Origin of the sequence: Pinibacter soli, from assembly GCF_029961145.1 — a bacterium.
GTDB classification, from domain to species: Bacteria; Bacteroidota; Bacteroidia; order Chitinophagales; family Chitinophagaceae; genus Pinibacter; species Pinibacter soli.
Map to the genome: position 1 here is coordinate 752,220 of NZ_JASBRG010000007.1, position 15,833 is coordinate 768,052.

Annotated in this window: 13 protein-coding genes; 10 read left to right on the plus strand and 3 right to left on the minus strand. The window is 38.9% G+C overall.

What is annotated here, in order from left to right; translation table 11 throughout:
* Positions 1-139: 139 nt before the first annotated feature.
* Both QJ048_RS13940 and QJ048_RS13945 read left to right on the plus strand, forming a co-directional pair.
* Complete coding sequence (locus QJ048_RS13940) at positions 140-1,162, plus strand: fatty acid desaturase (RefSeq protein WP_282334987.1); 1,023 nt, start codon at positions 140-142, stop codon at positions 1,160-1,162.
* A 519-nt stretch (positions 1,163-1,681) separates the two neighbouring features.
* On the plus strand, positions 1,682-5,068 hold the full coding sequence (locus QJ048_RS13945; protein ID WP_282334988.1) for a CheR family methyltransferase: 3,387 nt from the start codon (positions 1,682-1,684) through the stop codon (positions 5,066-5,068).
* Positions 5,069-5,124: 56 nt separating this feature from the next.
* Here the strand turns inward: QJ048_RS13945 and QJ048_RS13950 are convergent, their stop codons facing one another.
* Positions 5,125-5,547 (minus strand): response regulator, encoded by a 423-nt coding sequence (locus QJ048_RS13950; protein ID WP_282334989.1) that lies wholly within the window; start codon positions 5,545-5,547, stop codon positions 5,125-5,127.
* A gap of 192 nt (positions 5,548-5,739) precedes the next feature.
* On the opposite strand from QJ048_RS13950, the gene QJ048_RS13955 reads away from it, so the two are divergent.
* Both QJ048_RS13955 and QJ048_RS13960 read left to right on the plus strand, forming a co-directional pair.
* Positions 5,740-5,889, plus strand: a complete 150-nt coding sequence (locus QJ048_RS13955; RefSeq protein WP_282334990.1) for a hypothetical protein — start codon at positions 5,740-5,742, stop codon at positions 5,887-5,889.
* Complete coding sequence (locus QJ048_RS13960) at positions 5,838-6,062, plus strand: hypothetical protein (RefSeq protein ID WP_282336713.1); 225 nt, start codon at positions 5,838-5,840, stop codon at positions 6,060-6,062. Before QJ048_RS13955 ends, QJ048_RS13960 begins: the two co-directional genes overlap by 52 nt.
* Positions 6,063-6,632: 570 nt before the next feature.
* On the opposite strand, the gene QJ048_RS13965 is transcribed toward QJ048_RS13960, so the two are convergent.
* Positions 6,633-8,816: a catalase gene (locus tag QJ048_RS13965; protein ID WP_282334991.1), complete on the minus strand. Its 2,184-nt coding sequence runs from the start codon at positions 8,814-8,816 to the stop codon at positions 6,633-6,635.
* Positions 8,817-9,093: 277 nt separating this feature from the next.
* Between QJ048_RS13965 and QJ048_RS13970 the strand changes: the two genes are divergently transcribed.
* Complete coding sequence (locus QJ048_RS13970) at positions 9,094-9,588, plus strand: low affinity iron permease family protein (RefSeq protein WP_282334992.1); 495 nt, start codon at positions 9,094-9,096, stop codon at positions 9,586-9,588.
* A 548-nt stretch (positions 9,589-10,136) separates the two neighbouring features.
* On the opposite strand, the gene QJ048_RS13975 is transcribed toward QJ048_RS13970, so the two are convergent.
* The gene (locus QJ048_RS13975; protein ID WP_282334993.1) at positions 10,137-10,679 is read right to left on the minus strand and encodes a hypothetical protein; all 543 of its coding nucleotides are present in this window, start codon (positions 10,677-10,679) and stop codon (positions 10,137-10,139) included.
* A gap of 150 nt (positions 10,680-10,829) precedes the next feature.
* On the opposite strand from QJ048_RS13975, the gene QJ048_RS13980 reads away from it, so the two are divergent.
* The 5 genes from QJ048_RS13980 (at position 10,830) to QJ048_RS14000 (ending at position 14,789) form a co-directional block, all read left to right on the plus strand.
* Positions 10,830-11,726 (plus strand): winged helix-turn-helix domain-containing protein, encoded by an 897-nt coding sequence (locus QJ048_RS13980; protein ID WP_282334994.1) that lies wholly within the window; start codon positions 10,830-10,832, stop codon positions 11,724-11,726.
* Between the two features lie 243 nt (positions 11,727-11,969).
* Positions 11,970-12,371, plus strand: a complete 402-nt coding sequence (locus tag QJ048_RS13985; RefSeq protein ID WP_282334995.1) for a VOC family protein — start codon at positions 11,970-11,972, stop codon at positions 12,369-12,371.
* Between the two features lie 242 nt (positions 12,372-12,613).
* Entirely contained in the window at positions 12,614-13,177 is a 564-nt protein-coding gene (locus QJ048_RS13990; protein ID WP_282334996.1) for a hypothetical protein, read from the plus strand.
* A gap of 200 nt (positions 13,178-13,377) precedes the next feature.
* On the plus strand, positions 13,378-13,884 hold the full coding sequence (locus tag QJ048_RS13995) for an OsmC family protein (RefSeq protein ID WP_282334997.1): 507 nt from the start codon (positions 13,378-13,380) through the stop codon (positions 13,882-13,884).
* Between the two features lie 68 nt (positions 13,885-13,952).
* The gene (locus QJ048_RS14000; RefSeq protein WP_282334998.1) at positions 13,953-14,789 is read left to right on the plus strand and encodes a DUF6268 family outer membrane beta-barrel protein; all 837 of its coding nucleotides are present in this window, start codon (positions 13,953-13,955) and stop codon (positions 14,787-14,789) included.
* Positions 14,790-15,833: the final 1,044 nt, after the last annotated feature.

Genomic DNA, 15,833 nt, shown 5'->3' on the forward strand with positions numbered 1-15,833 from the left:
CTCGGGCTATTACTCAATACTACATTGCATTTACCATCTGTGAGGCAGCATGGCAACAGCGTGCGGTTTGACCAGGAATAAAAGAAAGATAATTCCTGTAACAAATCTCAAATGGCTCATTAATATTTTAAAAGAACTTATGGCATTTATCGATAAAATTCTGCGCAAGCCGTCTTATGGATGGCAAAATGAAAATCACGAATTGATTGTTCCCATCAAAGCACAACTATTCCATGAAACACTTTCCCGATTGAATATTTTTAATTCGCGTAAAAACTGGATATCGTTACAGACAATCGTTATGATTGTCTGTATGGTGCCCTTTCTATTTCTTTTTGTTACACAATATTTTTCATGGCGGCTTATGATTGTTGTAGTGCTTTACAGTGTGATCGTCATGGGAACGCACGGCACCATTTGGTTTCACCGTTACTGCACACATAAGGCTTACAAGTTCAGTCACCCTGTTTGGCGTTTTTTAACGCAACATATGGTTGTTAAAACACTTGCGGAAGAAATTTATGTTGTGTCACACCATGTGCATCATTCCAAATCTGATCAACCGGGCGATCCATACAATTCCAGGGGAGGTTTGTGGTATTGCATGTTGGCAGAGTTTAATCACCAGCGGATCTCTCCTGACCTTACGGAAGAGAATTATTTAAAGGTCTGTCGATTTATGCAACATACAGGAGTAAAAATTAATTCATTCAAACAGTATCGTAAATGGGGTTCTGTTGCCCAACCACTTTACACTATTGCATCATGGCTGCTCAACTGGATTTTTTGGTATACCCTTCTCTACTTTGTAGGCGGCAATGCTTTGGCCTGTGCTATTTTTAGCAGCACTTTGTTGTGGTTTATTTTTGTTCGCGCATTTAACTATACCGGTCATGCAAAAGGAAAAGAAAAGCATATTGATGGTTTGGATTATGACAGAAGCAATTTGTCCGTTAATCAAATGAGGCCGGGGCTTTTTACCGGTGAATGGCACAACAATCATCACTTGTATCCCGGCAGCGCCCGTGCCGGTTTTTTATCGTATCAGATAGATCCTGCCTGGATCTTTATTTTCTGTATGTATAAAATTGGCATCGTTTCTTCCTTTCATGATTCAAAAAAAGAATTCCTGAAAAAATATGTACTTGCAAATAGTAAATAACGTGTTACTATCATCGCTGCAAATGACTATTTGTGCTGGTCGTTTTTACGTGAAGCAATTTCTCACAATTACATTTATTTGATACGCATACCAATCGGGCAAAACACAGGCTTATTTTATTCATAACAAAGTACATGAACCTGTGATAACACGCTATTTCTGATTGATTTGGAAAGCGCAATATCTCAAAGTCAAAAGACCCGGGAATACTTGAAATGGGCCAGAAAAGAACTACATTTGAATAGCAGATAATTAAGGTCAATCAATTTGCAATAGAGCGCTATCCTAAACAGATTGCAAAATTTAAAAGCAGTGCTGTTGATGTAAAAAGTTTTAGTGATGCATGTCCGATAACTCACCCTCATGCGCTTGCTGATAATAGTTTTAAACATGGCTATTTCTCCATGATATTATTATTGTTATTTAACCTTCGATAAAACCGCCGACTTTGAATTTGCAGTTACTGTGTGGTACAATTATTAACGAACACAGGCAGTTAACCTGCCGAAAAACTTTATAATGTCCGAAAAGGGGTTAGATAAAAATAAAACAAAACAATTTCCCACAAATGGGTTCCCGGTTGTGGGCGTTGGTGCATCTGCCGGAGGATTAGAGGCATTTAAAAAGCTAATAAAAGCTATTCCCGAAACTTCCGGAATGGCCTATATTTTAGTGCAACACCTGGAACCTACACACGAAAGTAAATTAGCAGAGCTGCTGCAAAAGATATCTCCTGTACCCATTTACGAGATTACAAATAACATACGTGTAGAGCCGGACCGGATTTACATTATACCTTCCAATAAGTTACTCACTGCAACTGATGGTGTTCTGCAATTAAGCCCACGGCCGGCCAAAAATGAAAAGAATATGCCTATCGATGTGTTCTTTACATCGCTTGCAGAAATTCACGGCAGCCAGGCTATAGGTATTGTATTGTCCGGCACTGCAACAGATGGCACGATAGGACTTAAAGCTATTAAAGAGCAAGGCGGTATTACCATTGCCCAGGACCCCAAATCGGCGGCCTATGATGGCATGCCGCAAAATGCGATTGATTCAGACGTGGTAGATTTCGTGTTTGCCCCCGAAGAAATTCCTTTGCAATTGACAAGGCTTGTCAGATCATTTCAACCTGACTTTACCGGGCCACATGAAAAAGCCAATCCCAACGGCGGAGATGCCTTTCGCCAATTGCTGGCTATTCTTCATGCACGGAGAGGTGCCGATTTTACCTATTATAAACAAACCACTATCCGCAGACGCATCATCCGTAGAATGGGATTGAATAACGTGGAAAATATTACTGATTACCTCTCTTTTGTCAAAGAAAATATACAAGAGCAGGATTTGTTGTACCAGGACCTGTTGATACCGGTTACCAGTTTTTTTCGCGACACAAAAACTTTTGATTTTCTCTGCGACACTATATTTCCGCTTCTCTTAAGAAACAAAGCCGAAGCGGCTCCTTTACGCATCTGGGTTGCCGGATGCTCCACCGGAGAAGAGGTTTATTCAATGGCTATCTGCCTGTATGAGTATTTTAAAGACAAAGCCATTGATGATAAAATTCAAATTTTCGCCACTGATATTTCTGAAAAAGCTATTACAAAAGCAAGGACAGGAACGTATTCGCAAAATGAAATCACAAGCCTGACTCCTGCCCGCTTGCAAAAGTATTTCACAAAATGGAAGGGTAATTTTCAAATAGATAAATCTATCAGGGATATCTGCGTATTTGCCTGTCACAACTTTCTGAAGGACCCGCCATTTGCAAAAATAGATCTGATCAGTTGCAGGAACGTGCTTATCTATATGGAACCTTCTTTACAAAAAAGAGTACTTACAACGTTCCATTATGCAATAAAAGATAACGGGTACCTGCTACTTGGAAAATCTGAATCTGTAAGCCCCGCGTCCGATCTGTTTGCCATTTTCGGTAAAAATGAAAAAGTATACATCAGAAAACCGGCCGAGGGAAAATACTTAAATATCCTTACGGACAATTCAGAATTTAAGAAAAACAATATTGCTGCTAAAAATGAATTTGTTCAGGAAGATTTTCAAAAAAGTGCCGATGATATTTTGCTTTCCAGATATACTCCCGCAGGGGTGGTGATTAATGACCAGATGGAAATAGTGCAATTCAGAGGAGCAACAGGCAACTGGCTCGAACCATCTTCCGGCAAGCCAACTCTGAATGTTTTAAAAATGGCACGGGAAGGATTGGCTTTTGAATTAAGGAACGCATTGCACAAAGTAAAAGTAAGCGAACTGCCCATTGTCAAAGAAAATATTCCCATGCAGTTTATGGGTAAAATGCAATGGGTCACTATTGAAGTGGTACCCTTATTAAACACTGCTGAACCTTATTTTTTGATCCTCTTCAAAGAAAGCATGTTTCCCCGCGAGCTATCCAATGCCGTTTTAAAATTGGTTCCATCTGCAGATCCTGACCAGCAAAACGCTGAAGCCTTGCATATTCAAAGACTGCAAATGGAACTTGCCCAGACGCGGGAAGATATGAGAAGCATTACAGAAGATCAGGAAGCGGTAAATGAAGAACTCCAAAGTGCGAATGAAGAACTTCTTTCAGGCAGTGAAGAACTCCAAAGTTTAAATGAAGAGCTACAATCAACAAAAGAAGAAATACAAAGTACTAACGAAGAACTTACGATTTTAAACCAGGAGCTTTTTGATCGTAACGAACAGCTAAATATAGCCAGGTTATATGCGGAATCAATTATAGCCACTATTAGAGAACCGCTCATTGTGCTAGACAAGAATATGAATGTGAAGACAGCTAACAGGTCATACTATCAGAAATTTAGAACAACGGAAAATGAGACGGAAGGCAAGTCATTTTATGAACTGGAGGAAGGACAATGGAATATCCCCTATTTAAGATCTATGCTGAAGACCGTTTTATTAGAAGGAAAAGAAATGGAGGATTTTGAAATCAGGCAGGTCTTCAAGTATTCAGGTGAAAGGATTATGCTATTGAATGCTACGCAAATTTTTAGAAAAAAAGATGCGGAACAGTTGATTCTATTGGTTGTTGAAGATGTAACCGACATGAAGAAACAGGAAGCGCAGCTGAAAAAATTCACACTGGAACTGGAAGAGAAAGTAGAAGAAAGAACGCTTGATCTGAAAAACTCCAATGAGTCATTAAAACATTCAAACGAGAACTTAGAGCAATATGCATCCATAGCCTCACATGATCTGCAGGAGCCGTTGCGAAAGATCAGGGCGTTTGCCAGTCTTCTCAATCAACGTTATAGTGGCGATATAAAAGACGAGGCTAAACAATTACTCAAAAAAATCAGCTTGTCAGCGGATCGTATGTCCACTCTAATTACGGATGTACTCAGCTATTCAAAAATAGTTGAGTCTAAACTTGTTTTTGAGCAAACAGATCTGAATAAAGTTATAGAGGATGTTATAGCTGATTTTGATTTACTGATCTTTGAGAAAAATGCATCCATCACATACAAGAAGCTACCTATGATAGATGCAGTGCCATTACAGATCAACCAGCTATTTTATAATTTATTAAGCAATGCTTTAAAATTTTCTAATACCAACATTGTTCCTGTTATAAGTATTACTTCAAATGCCTTGGCAGAGGCGGACATGGAAAAATATCCTGATTTGAATAGCAAGGTGCCGTATGTAGAAATTATTTTTAGAGACAATGGCATTGGCTTTGATCAAAAATTTTCAGAACAGATATTTTTAATTTTTCAGAGATTAAATTCCCGCGAACAATTTGAAGGTACAGGAATCGGTTTGGCGTTGTGTAAAAAGATTGTGGTGCTTCACCATGGCGAGATATACGCAGAAGCCAAAGAAGGCCAGGGAACAATTTTTCATATTATCCTTCCTTTAAAACAATTAAACTGACTGCCTGCACCAATTGATAACAATGATGATCCGAAATGTCTTCATTGCTAACATATTCATTTAATAGAATTAGGATGCAGGCACCTGTCCCAATAATCCAGTACACTTTTTACCAGATCCTCGAAAGCTTCTAAATTTGAAGGCTTTTGAAAGTAACCCTGAACGGTAAGCTCGTAAGCTTTTCTTATCTCCCCCGGGTTGCGGCTGGTTGTCAAAAAAATAAAAGGAATAGATTTTTGCCGAAGGTATTCGTTTTCAGAAATGCGTTTATATAATTCAAGCCCGCTCATTACCGGCATATTGATGTCACAAAAAATAACAAAAGGCTTTTCCGGCGTTTGCAGAAAATAATCCAATGCCAATTGGCCATTTGCAAAAAATCTGTAAATACTTTTCGGAGCAATATTATCAATAATATGCTGAAGCAAGTCACAATCATCCTGATCATCATCTATAATTATGATGGGTCCTTTTTTCAATGTGTGCGTTTCCTCAGTTTAATTAGAAGCAGAAATTAGAAATAATTTTACACTTATCAAAGTTCTTTAACACAGAAGTACGCATATTATACCGTAAGTCGTCTTTTTTTCATCACGTGTAAATTCTTATTTTGTAGATGAGATAAAAGACATTTACTGGGCAGAGAAGAACCTTGTGAAAGAATACCTAAAATGCAAAAAGCAGCGAGTTCTGAAGGATTGAAAAGCGCCTTTGCAACCCACCTGGAACAAACAAAAACAGAAAGTAGAACATTACGAAATTGCTACCTATGCATACAGAAACAAATATTAAGATGCCTTACTGTACCGAATGGGTTTTAAAACAATGGGCAAATGTGCATAGATTAAAACACGATGGCGTGCCTATTGTCGGGTTTACGTGGTACAGCCTTGTACATCACGTAGATTGGGACACTGCACTAAGAGAAGATAATGGAAACATTAATGAACTGGGACTATATAATCTGAATAGGGAAATAACGCCCGTTGGCTAAGCGTACAAAAATTTAATAAAGAATTGGAACGATATCATTACCGAAGAAAGCTATGGACTTGTGTTTTACAACAGCTGATTATGCTACCTTGTAAAAACTATTTTCTCTTTTAAAATATTCGCGGTAAATGACCCAAAAAGCTCATGAGCCTTTACTTTGTGTGAAGATATATGCAAATGCGCCTGTTCCATGAACACTGTCAAACAAGCGTCTTTTTGCCTGCGATTAGTTTTGTTTTTTGGGGGAGTAGAATGAGGAGCCCTTAACTGCGCATTTTTTTTCATAACGATCATGTTGTAAACTGATATTCACAAATGGCGTTCCACGTACGCCGACCGGCTAAATAGAAATGCTTGTAAAAGCGACTGGCGGACCTGTGGTTAATCTTACCCAAATACAGCAGTGCTACAATCCCAATAACTGCAAATCATTTCCCACATAAAATAAAATAGCGCCTGACCTAATTGATCAAACGCTATTAACACAACACATATAATACCAATGGATCAAACCAATATAACAGTGAGACGACCTTGAAATGGAACTATATTGTGTGACCATCAGTATAAATTACGCAGGCACTTTTCTGGCCTTTTCTCTGTGCCAGAACCTGTGTGCAGCAACGGCTTTTATAAAACTTTTTGTAAGTACTGCAATATCATTTTCTATAATCAAACCTTCTTCCTCCTTTTTTCTATTCTTTAAATCTTTAGGAAGTTTTTTCGAAAAATAAGTTGCTTTCAAAACCTGCATCGCATCCGCATCTGCTGCGATGGCTTTGCAATGCTTGTATGCCTCGTTGATGAAATGGATAGCATCAGGTTCTGCTTCAAGGCTGACTACACTGTTGGTACCGCCCGGCACATACACCGCATCAAACAACACAGAAGCAGCCGTAAGAAAACTTTGATCTATAGCAATCTCCTTGTCATTGGTACTCATTACTGTGCCTTGATGCGGCGCTACTAATTGGTATGTTGCACCCTGCTCAGTTAACGCATTTGTCATTGCATCTACAGACATTTCATTAACGCCATCAGCCACCAAGATTGCTATGCACCTCGTTTGAATAGAGTCTTTTTTAGTGCCCATCATACTTAGTGCATCTGATTTTTCCAAACTACTTTTTGCAATGATGGATTCATATTCCGTAGGATCACCATCAGCCGGAATGCTTTTATTAATAGGCATTTCAGGCTTTGGCACATTTAGTCCAAGCTTACGTGCCACATGGCTTGCAAGACTTTTATCAACCAGCGATAATATACCCAACATACGCACCCTTATCTCTTGTGTATTCACTTTGCCCAGCTCAAACGAAAAGGCATCAACGATATGATCTTTTTCCGGCTGTGACTGACTATTGAAGAACAAAGTCGCCTGACTGAAATGATCAAAGAAACTGCGGCTTCGTTCCCTTATCTTTTTAGCGTCAATGCGTTCAGCGTAAGAAGTAAAGCCTCCATCTTTCATGCCGGCTTGAAACGGACAACCACCGCCAAGTGTATTTGGATGATAGCTCACTTTACCACTATTGATCTGCTGGCGCATGTGACCATCACGCTGGTTGTTATGGATTGGAACTACCGGTCTGTTGATAGGTATTTCATGAAAATTAGGTCCACCAAGTCGCAGCAGCTGAGTATCTGTGTATGAAAATAATCTGCCTTGCAATAACGGATCATTAGTGAAATCAATACCCGGCACCACATGTCCTACGTGAAAAGCCACCTGCTCTGTTTCAGCAAAAAAGTTTTCAGGGTTTCTGTTCAACGTCATTTTGCCAATCCTTTGTACAGGCACCAGTTCTTCCGGCACCAGTTTGGTGGGATCGAGCAGGTCGAATTCAAACTTGTGTTCGTCGGCTTCTGGTATGATCTGTACACCCAGTTCCCACTCAGGGAAAGCACCGTTTTCAATAGCTTCCCAAAGGTCGCGACGATGAAAATCAGGATCTTTACCGGAAATATTCTGCGCTTCATCCCATGCTACCGAATGCACACCCAGCAAAGGTTTCCAATGAAACTTAACAAAGTTCGAATCTCCTTTTTCATTTATAAAACGAAAAGTGTGTACACCAAATCCTTCCATCATACGATAACTACGCGGAATAGCACGATCACTCATTAACCACATAATCATGTGAGTAGATTCCGGCATCAACGATATGAAATCCCAAAAGGTTTCATGTGCAGATGCTGCCTGCGGAATTTCATTATGTGGTTCAGGTTTTACTGCATGAATTAGGTCGGGAAATTTAATCGCATCCTGTATGAAGAATACGGGCATATTATTGCCCACCAGGTCAAAATTGCCTTCCTGTGTATAAAACTTCACAGCAAAACCACGCACGTCGCGTGCAAGGTCCGTTGAGCCGCGAGAACCCGCCACTGTAGAGAATCTTACAAACACAGGCGTTTCAATAGAAGTGTCATTTAAAAAACCCGCTTTGGTAACATCTCCAAGTGATTTATACAAACGGAATATGCCATGTGCCGCTGTACCTCTGGCATGTACAATTCTTTCCGGAATTCGCTCATGGTCAAAATGGGTGATTTTTTCCCGCAAAATAAAATCTTCCAGCAGCGTAGCACCGCGGCTTCCGGCCTTCAGTGAATTCTGATCGTCATTCACTTTTAAGCCCTGGTTGGTGGTAAGTAACTCGTCTTCATTAGACTGTATATCAGGCAGCAGATCATTGATCTTTGTACTTTCATTTTTTTTAGACGAATTGTCTTTTTTACTTTTTGGCATTGAACATAATTATAAATGAGCGAATGAAATGTATGCATAACAATTATGCCATAGTGAGGTAAAGAAAAGCTGGCTTAACTCCGCAAATACCATGGTAACAAATTTGCTTATTTAGTCCGTACAGGCGTTACACCCGGATTGGACTTTCTATTACCTGCAGTGTATGGTATTTCTTCGACTTAAGTTGACAATAGCATGCCACCCTGTAGAGTGTTGCGATTAGCTGAAAGTTTTATCCATATTGGATGTAAGAGATAACTGATAAAAATCACAAACAATGAGACAGAATACAAATACACAAGACACCTCAAACTTTTTTGAAACATTTGCCAATAAGGTAAACAAAGCAGCAGGAAGCACAATAGCATTTCTTGTCGCATTTTTAATTGTTATAGTCTGGGCCGTTTCCGGACCATTTTTTCATTATTCGGAAAACTGGCAACTGGTAATCAATACAGGCACCACTATCATCACCTTTTTAATGGTTTTCCTTATTCAAAAGTCACAGAACAAAGATTCGCTTGCTATACAATTAAAATTAAACGAGCTCGTGGCCGCCCATGAGTTCGCTAGCAATCGTCTTGTCAACGTCGAAAACATGACCGAGGATGAGTTAAAAGTGATCCAGAAATACTATTCCAAACTAAGTGAGTTTAGCAAGAGCGAAGAAAATTTACAACGGTCGCATTCTATTGACGAAGCAGAGCAAATACATGAGCTGAAAAAAGACATCGAAGAAGATGTAAAAAAGAATCTAGGAAAAAGCAATTGAAGCAAAAGTATATTGGGATCATTGCCTGCTATCTGTATCTGTTTCTCATGGTGCTGTTACGGAAGAAGCATTGCAAAATCCTTTGCCGACTTAACTATAATTGCAGTAATTACTTTCATATCTATTAATCAATAACATTTATCTTCTATTAATAAAGTACCTAGTGCGAATTAGTCACCATTCGAACACTTACTAAATCTAAGAACACACATTCATATAAATCCTTGATGAATTGAAATAATGTTCTATGAAAATACTGTCTTCCTTAACTAGTACGACACACGAAGAACCAAATATTGTTTTTGTCGAATAGTTTCGCATTCTTTCGGTTTTGAACTTAAGTTCAAGGATTGTGTCATCAATGACACGCGTGTCTCAAATTTATGACACATGGATAGCCAATTTTTGACAACTATTTTAATTTATTTTGAAAACGGATGGACGTTGTATCACTACTTGCTATGTCTCCCAATTGTGCCCACACTGTAGGCACAATTGGGATTGTTTATTCAACAACCAAGCGTAGCTAAGAAAACAATTAACGTTACTCAGCAGCCACCTTTGCGAGGGGCACGTTTATAAATTATCTTACTATCTCGTTCTATATAGTCGCCCGATACTATTGGATATAAATACTTGGGGGCATGCGACACACTACGGCTTCTTATAGTTATCTTGTCGTTAACTTTCAGGCTTTGCAATTGCTGAAATTCGATAGAACTTTCCAGTCCAAAACTAAGAATATAATCGTCACCATTAATCCTGACCATCACTCCGAAACCTAATCGTGAGCCTGGCGGAAGAGAAAGAGAGGTTACAACGGCCTCCATACTGGAAGAATCACTAATATATTTCCCTATTTTAGCAGCACTGGCAAGTACTTTTTTACCTTCGGGAGACGTTTTCCATTTTGTGTACGCTATACCACCTGGGCTGGCCTCCCATTTTTTCACTGCGGCTTCCCTGTTTGCAGCAGAGAGTGGCTTTGGGGTTGATTTTGCAGAAGTTTCATTTTTGATTTCGCGATTGGCAAATAATAGTCCGCTTGCCACAACCAGCGCTAAGATCAGCGCATAGAGAACTTTTTTCATATTTTTTGTAGTTTTAGTTAACATAAATCTGTCTTTTGATAAATCAGATCCGGTTAAAGTTGATGCAACAAAAATACTCTGACAGGGTTCAGACAGCAGAACCTGGATTGTAAATAATAGTGTAAACTTTGTAAATAATATCTTTGCATTATGCTTGTTAGAAGAAATTTCCCGCTCATAAAGCATAAGTACATAGGCGGATTAATAATACTATTATTTATCTCGATAATCTGTGTGGCTTTCAGCATGACAGGCAGTGATAACTTTGACTTTGCCAGAAGGGAAATTTTGCTTCGCCGAATCGGGCATGAAATACTCCTTCAGTCGGGCGACAGCACATCACGGGTACTTCCAGTAAAAAAAATTGCCGGAAATGAATACCAGATCAGTTTTGAGAGTGCGTTTACTTTTCAACCCGAATTCCTGGTGAATACTACTCAGCGTTTGTTAGCCCAAGACCCGCTCGCAAGTGATTACATTGTTAATGTACTGAATTGTGCGAATGCCAGTGTAGCCTACGGATTTGCTATATCAAAAAATAAGAAAGATGATATTGTAGCCTGTAAAGGAAGAAGGCAACCCATAGCATGTTACATGATTAATATTAAATTCAAACCGGCAGGAATAATTACAGCAAAGAATGGATATCTTTTGGGCGGCTTGTTAGTTTTAGCATTTGTTGGATTTATTTTTTTAAGACCTGTTAAGCCGCGGAAGGATTTACCTGAACCTGACAGCGAGCATACTGGTATATTCACTTTAGGTTCGATGTCGTTCGATGCAGAGACTCGTAAACTCATGATAAATGGAAAGACCATTGACTTGACGAGAACTGAAACCCGTGTACTCAGCATTTTCGCGTTGTCTCCTAACGAAACCATAGAGCGAAGCCGTCTACAAAAAGAGATATGGGAAGATGAAGGTGTTATAGTAGGCCGCAGTCTGGATATGTTCATTTCAAAGCTTAGAAAAAAACTGGAACTTGATCCGAACATCAATATTGTTGTTATACGCGGCAAAGGATATAAGCTTGAAATTAGCTCTTAAGAAAATCTTCCCGCTTCAACGGCATTGCTAAAAGCGTGGCTGGACGGGAGCAACTCCGGCATCAGTAATTTTAATCAACAGCATATTCAGGGCGACGTAAAACTATTGAGCATTTATTTTTATCTTCAACTTCAGTTTTTCAATTAAGCGTTTGTTTCGGCTGACAGTTCACTATTGCCGTGCCATCGCAAATGCCTCACCGTTGGTGGCAATGCATGCTTAATTTCACGTGCTCAAAATTATTTGTCTGCAGAAATTGGTATAGAAATGATATCAAATTTGCTTCATAGCGCAGTTCCTGTTATCTCCACTAACGATGTACAAAAAGCACTTTCTTTTTATATTAATATTCCTAGTTTGACTCTTGATTCCGAGTATGGAGAACCTGTCGTGTACGCAGGTGTAAAATCAGGAGATGTAGAAATATATTTTTCTTACGGCCTAGACATTGCAAGTCTAATCAAAGAACAAAAAATCTGCCCTGAAATTTTTATTTGGGTATCCGATACCGATAAATTATTTCAAAAACATTTAGCGGACGGCGTAAACATTATCGAGCCGATATCTGACAGGGCTTGGGGCGCAAGACAATATGTTGTTAAAGACATTAATGGCTATCACTTAAAATTTGCACAACCCATATGATAAAAAGCATTGCCACCAACATCGTATTGGCGTTATGTAGGCGGACAAACAACGGAACTTCAACATCGTTTGCTTTTGATCTTTAGCTTCCAGCAGAAGAATAGAAGTCGGCTTTAGAATTTTAATCATCAACTTTTTATAATTTTATTCAGCAACGGTTATGAGCGGACGGTTTTCAAATGCCAGTTCTTCGCCAAGCCTGGTTCATTAGCTGCCACCCTATGGGACACACCTAATAATTTATGCAGACACTTTTCATACCTGACGTTGTACATATTGATATTATTGACCAATATGGCAAACCTTTCCGACAAACGAATATTTTAATTGGCATACAGACTTTTGCAAAACATAAAAACGACATCGATATTTCACCGTTTTTAAGTGACCCAAACGGACGTATTACGATAAGAAGAGATGATCTAAAAAATCGAGCCGACATTTTCACTTCTTATGGACTTATGGACTATGTTTCTATTGAAGATGCAAAACCTGAAGTAAATATCTACTATTGGGGGAACAAAAAAATTGACAGGTGTATTAACTATTGGTCAATGCTTTTAAAAAATAAAAAGACTCATAAACCAACAGAATTAGAAATAAAATTATTGGGACACTTAAGTGAGGAATTAAAAAAAATGGAAAAGCGAGAAACTGAAGACTTAGAAATTTTCTCTTCGTGCTTTAACAGGACAGCAGAACAAGACGATGATATTATTTTAACACGCGACTCGTGGGACAGCCCATCCTCTGAGAAAACCTATGTTGTAGCCTTACATGTGGGACGAAAGAAGGGTGGCAGCTAACAATGGCTTTGCAAGAGTTGGGCAGAAGTAATTGGCCCATCATCAATAGGAATTCTGACCCGACTGTAGTAATTTGGCTTAAACGAATCAACTCTTTAATGGCCAAGCGAACAGAAGGAATGCTAATGCCTAACCTTCGCCAAGCCCTTGGCTGCTAGCCGAAAACCCAAATGATCTTTACAATTCTAAAATGAAATGGTATGAACTCTTCAGAACTTAAAAATCTACAAGCACCACTTAAGGCAAAATACAAACAACATCCCGAGTCTGCCATTATCACACTAAAAGCAAATGGAACCATTGGCGAAGGTATATCATGCAAAGTCGAAACCGGGCGTGCTTTAATTCAGGCAGGTCTTCACCCTGCTACCGGAGGAAACGGTTTATTAGCTTGTTCCGGTGATTTGCTTCTTGAGGCATTAGTTGCTTGTGCAGGTGTAACACTTAAAGCTGTTGCAACAGCTATTGGAATAGATTCAATAACTGGAACAATCAAAGCAGAGGGAGATTTAGATTTTAGAGGAACCTTGGGTGTTTCTAAAGAAGTTCCTGTCGGATTCCAAGAGATACGATTATTTTTTATTCTTGATGGCAAAATTGATAGCGAACAGTTGGCAAGTTTATCTAAACTTACAGAAAGATATTGCGTAGTTTATCAAACTTTAATCAAAGGAGTTAAAGTAAATACTGATTTCAAGACATCTTAGAATGATCCTTCGGCTAACGAAAGTATTACTAAAATGCAGTTATTGCACCTTCTACCCAACCGTAATAAATGATGAAACAGTTCCTCCCCGCAATTCTAATCATTATTTCATTGAAAGGTTTTACTCAGCCTTATGTGGATCCAATTCATGTAAGGTACACGTATGGATTTAAAGCTCAATCAAAAGCAGGAACGCCATTCAGTCATCTTTTCATAGGCCCTGATCTTCCCATACAACTAAAGAAGAATATCATTTTTGTTATTAGCCCGATATATGAAAATTGGAATATTGATTCTTCTTCAAATAAATCATTCCTTCCCCCGGTAAGTAGTGTTGCCCTGGCACTTAGCGCCGTTATCCCCCTTGATACAACGCACTGGTCGCTTACAATTGCTGCCATACCCCGTATCAACAGCGAAAATTTAAAACCGGATAACGCTTTTCAAATGGGAGGCATCTTTTTGGCTGTTTACAAAAAGAATAACAACCTGAAATATAAGTTTGGCGTTTATGCCAACAGCGAATTTTTCGGACCATTTATCATACCACTTGCAGGCATTGACTGGCACATAAATAGCCGCAATAATTTGTTTGGTATATTGCCCGGAAGATTAACTTTTGAACACAAGCTCAATAATCATTTTTATATCGGCTCCACTTTCCGATTTATTACCAACTCGTATAAATTAAACAATGGCAACTACCTACGCATTGATGATAACCAGCTTGGCGGATTTATTGATTGTTACGCAACAAAGCATATTGTATTTACTGGCGAAGCCGGCTACGGCATTATGCGAAAATTAAGAACAGGTAATGGCCATAATAAAAATTATCTGACAGATTACAATTGGGGCGATGGTTTTTTTATTAAACTAGATGCCAGCTATCGAATAAGGCTTTGAATTGTATCGCTGAATGGTCCCGGGGAAATTGAATATCTTTTGTTATCGGCAACCTCAACTTGTTGGTTTGAAAAAAAGGGCGCTATTTTCTTAAAAAGCTTTCGATTTATGGGGAAAAATATTAAGTTCACAATTAACCTTTAAGCCCTCGCCATGTGACCGAGGTGGCGAAGCATTGGCTGAACCGGCAAATTGACAATAACTTTTGAACGCAAACACATCGCATTATATGATTCTCCATTTGCGTAAATTGAAATGTATTGTTGGATATCAATGTTTAAAAAACATTTCGGCAAGTATTAAGGGTTGAGAAACATGCGTATATTTATGAGTTAGTGCAATACAAAATGAGACACTTCCAAAACTTATAATTTCAGCGTTGACAGTTTTGCTTGTGGCACTTCTTGTAAGTTGTAACACTCGACAACAACCAACCCAAAAGCATGATAACACTTTAATTTCTCACGCGAAGACTGTGAACTTTAAATTGACACAACCTTTACAAGTCTGAGACTAAATAGAATTGTCAAGAGGCTATGACTATGACCCATTATTTTTAAAAAATCCGCCAGCCTCAAAGCGTAGTGGAACAGTTATCCAATTCAAGGACAAAATGAATCAACTGCTGCTGTTGTACAACTTGACCAAAAATTTTCTGGTGAAAAAATTACTGGCGACATAGTTGTTCTTGAACTTCGACACATTGGACAAACATGGCAAGAGCCTACACCAGTTCACATTGAATTATGCGACTTTATGCCTGAAAACAAGACATGGAAAGACAGAAAGCAAGGAGAATGGGTTGAGGCTGTGGCGACGGTTACACTTGTACAAACAAAAAAATGACAAAGCGCAAGCCACTAACGTTGGATTTTCTGCAAGTTGGGGTTGACCCAGTAAAATGAGCCAATTGAAAATCCCTGCTTCAGTTCGGCCAGAAAAACAACTATCAGATTTTGTACATTACTTAAACAAAATATATTTAATCAGCATCAGTTGTGGGCGCACACTGCAACAATGCCACGCCTGCACAAAGCCCTGACC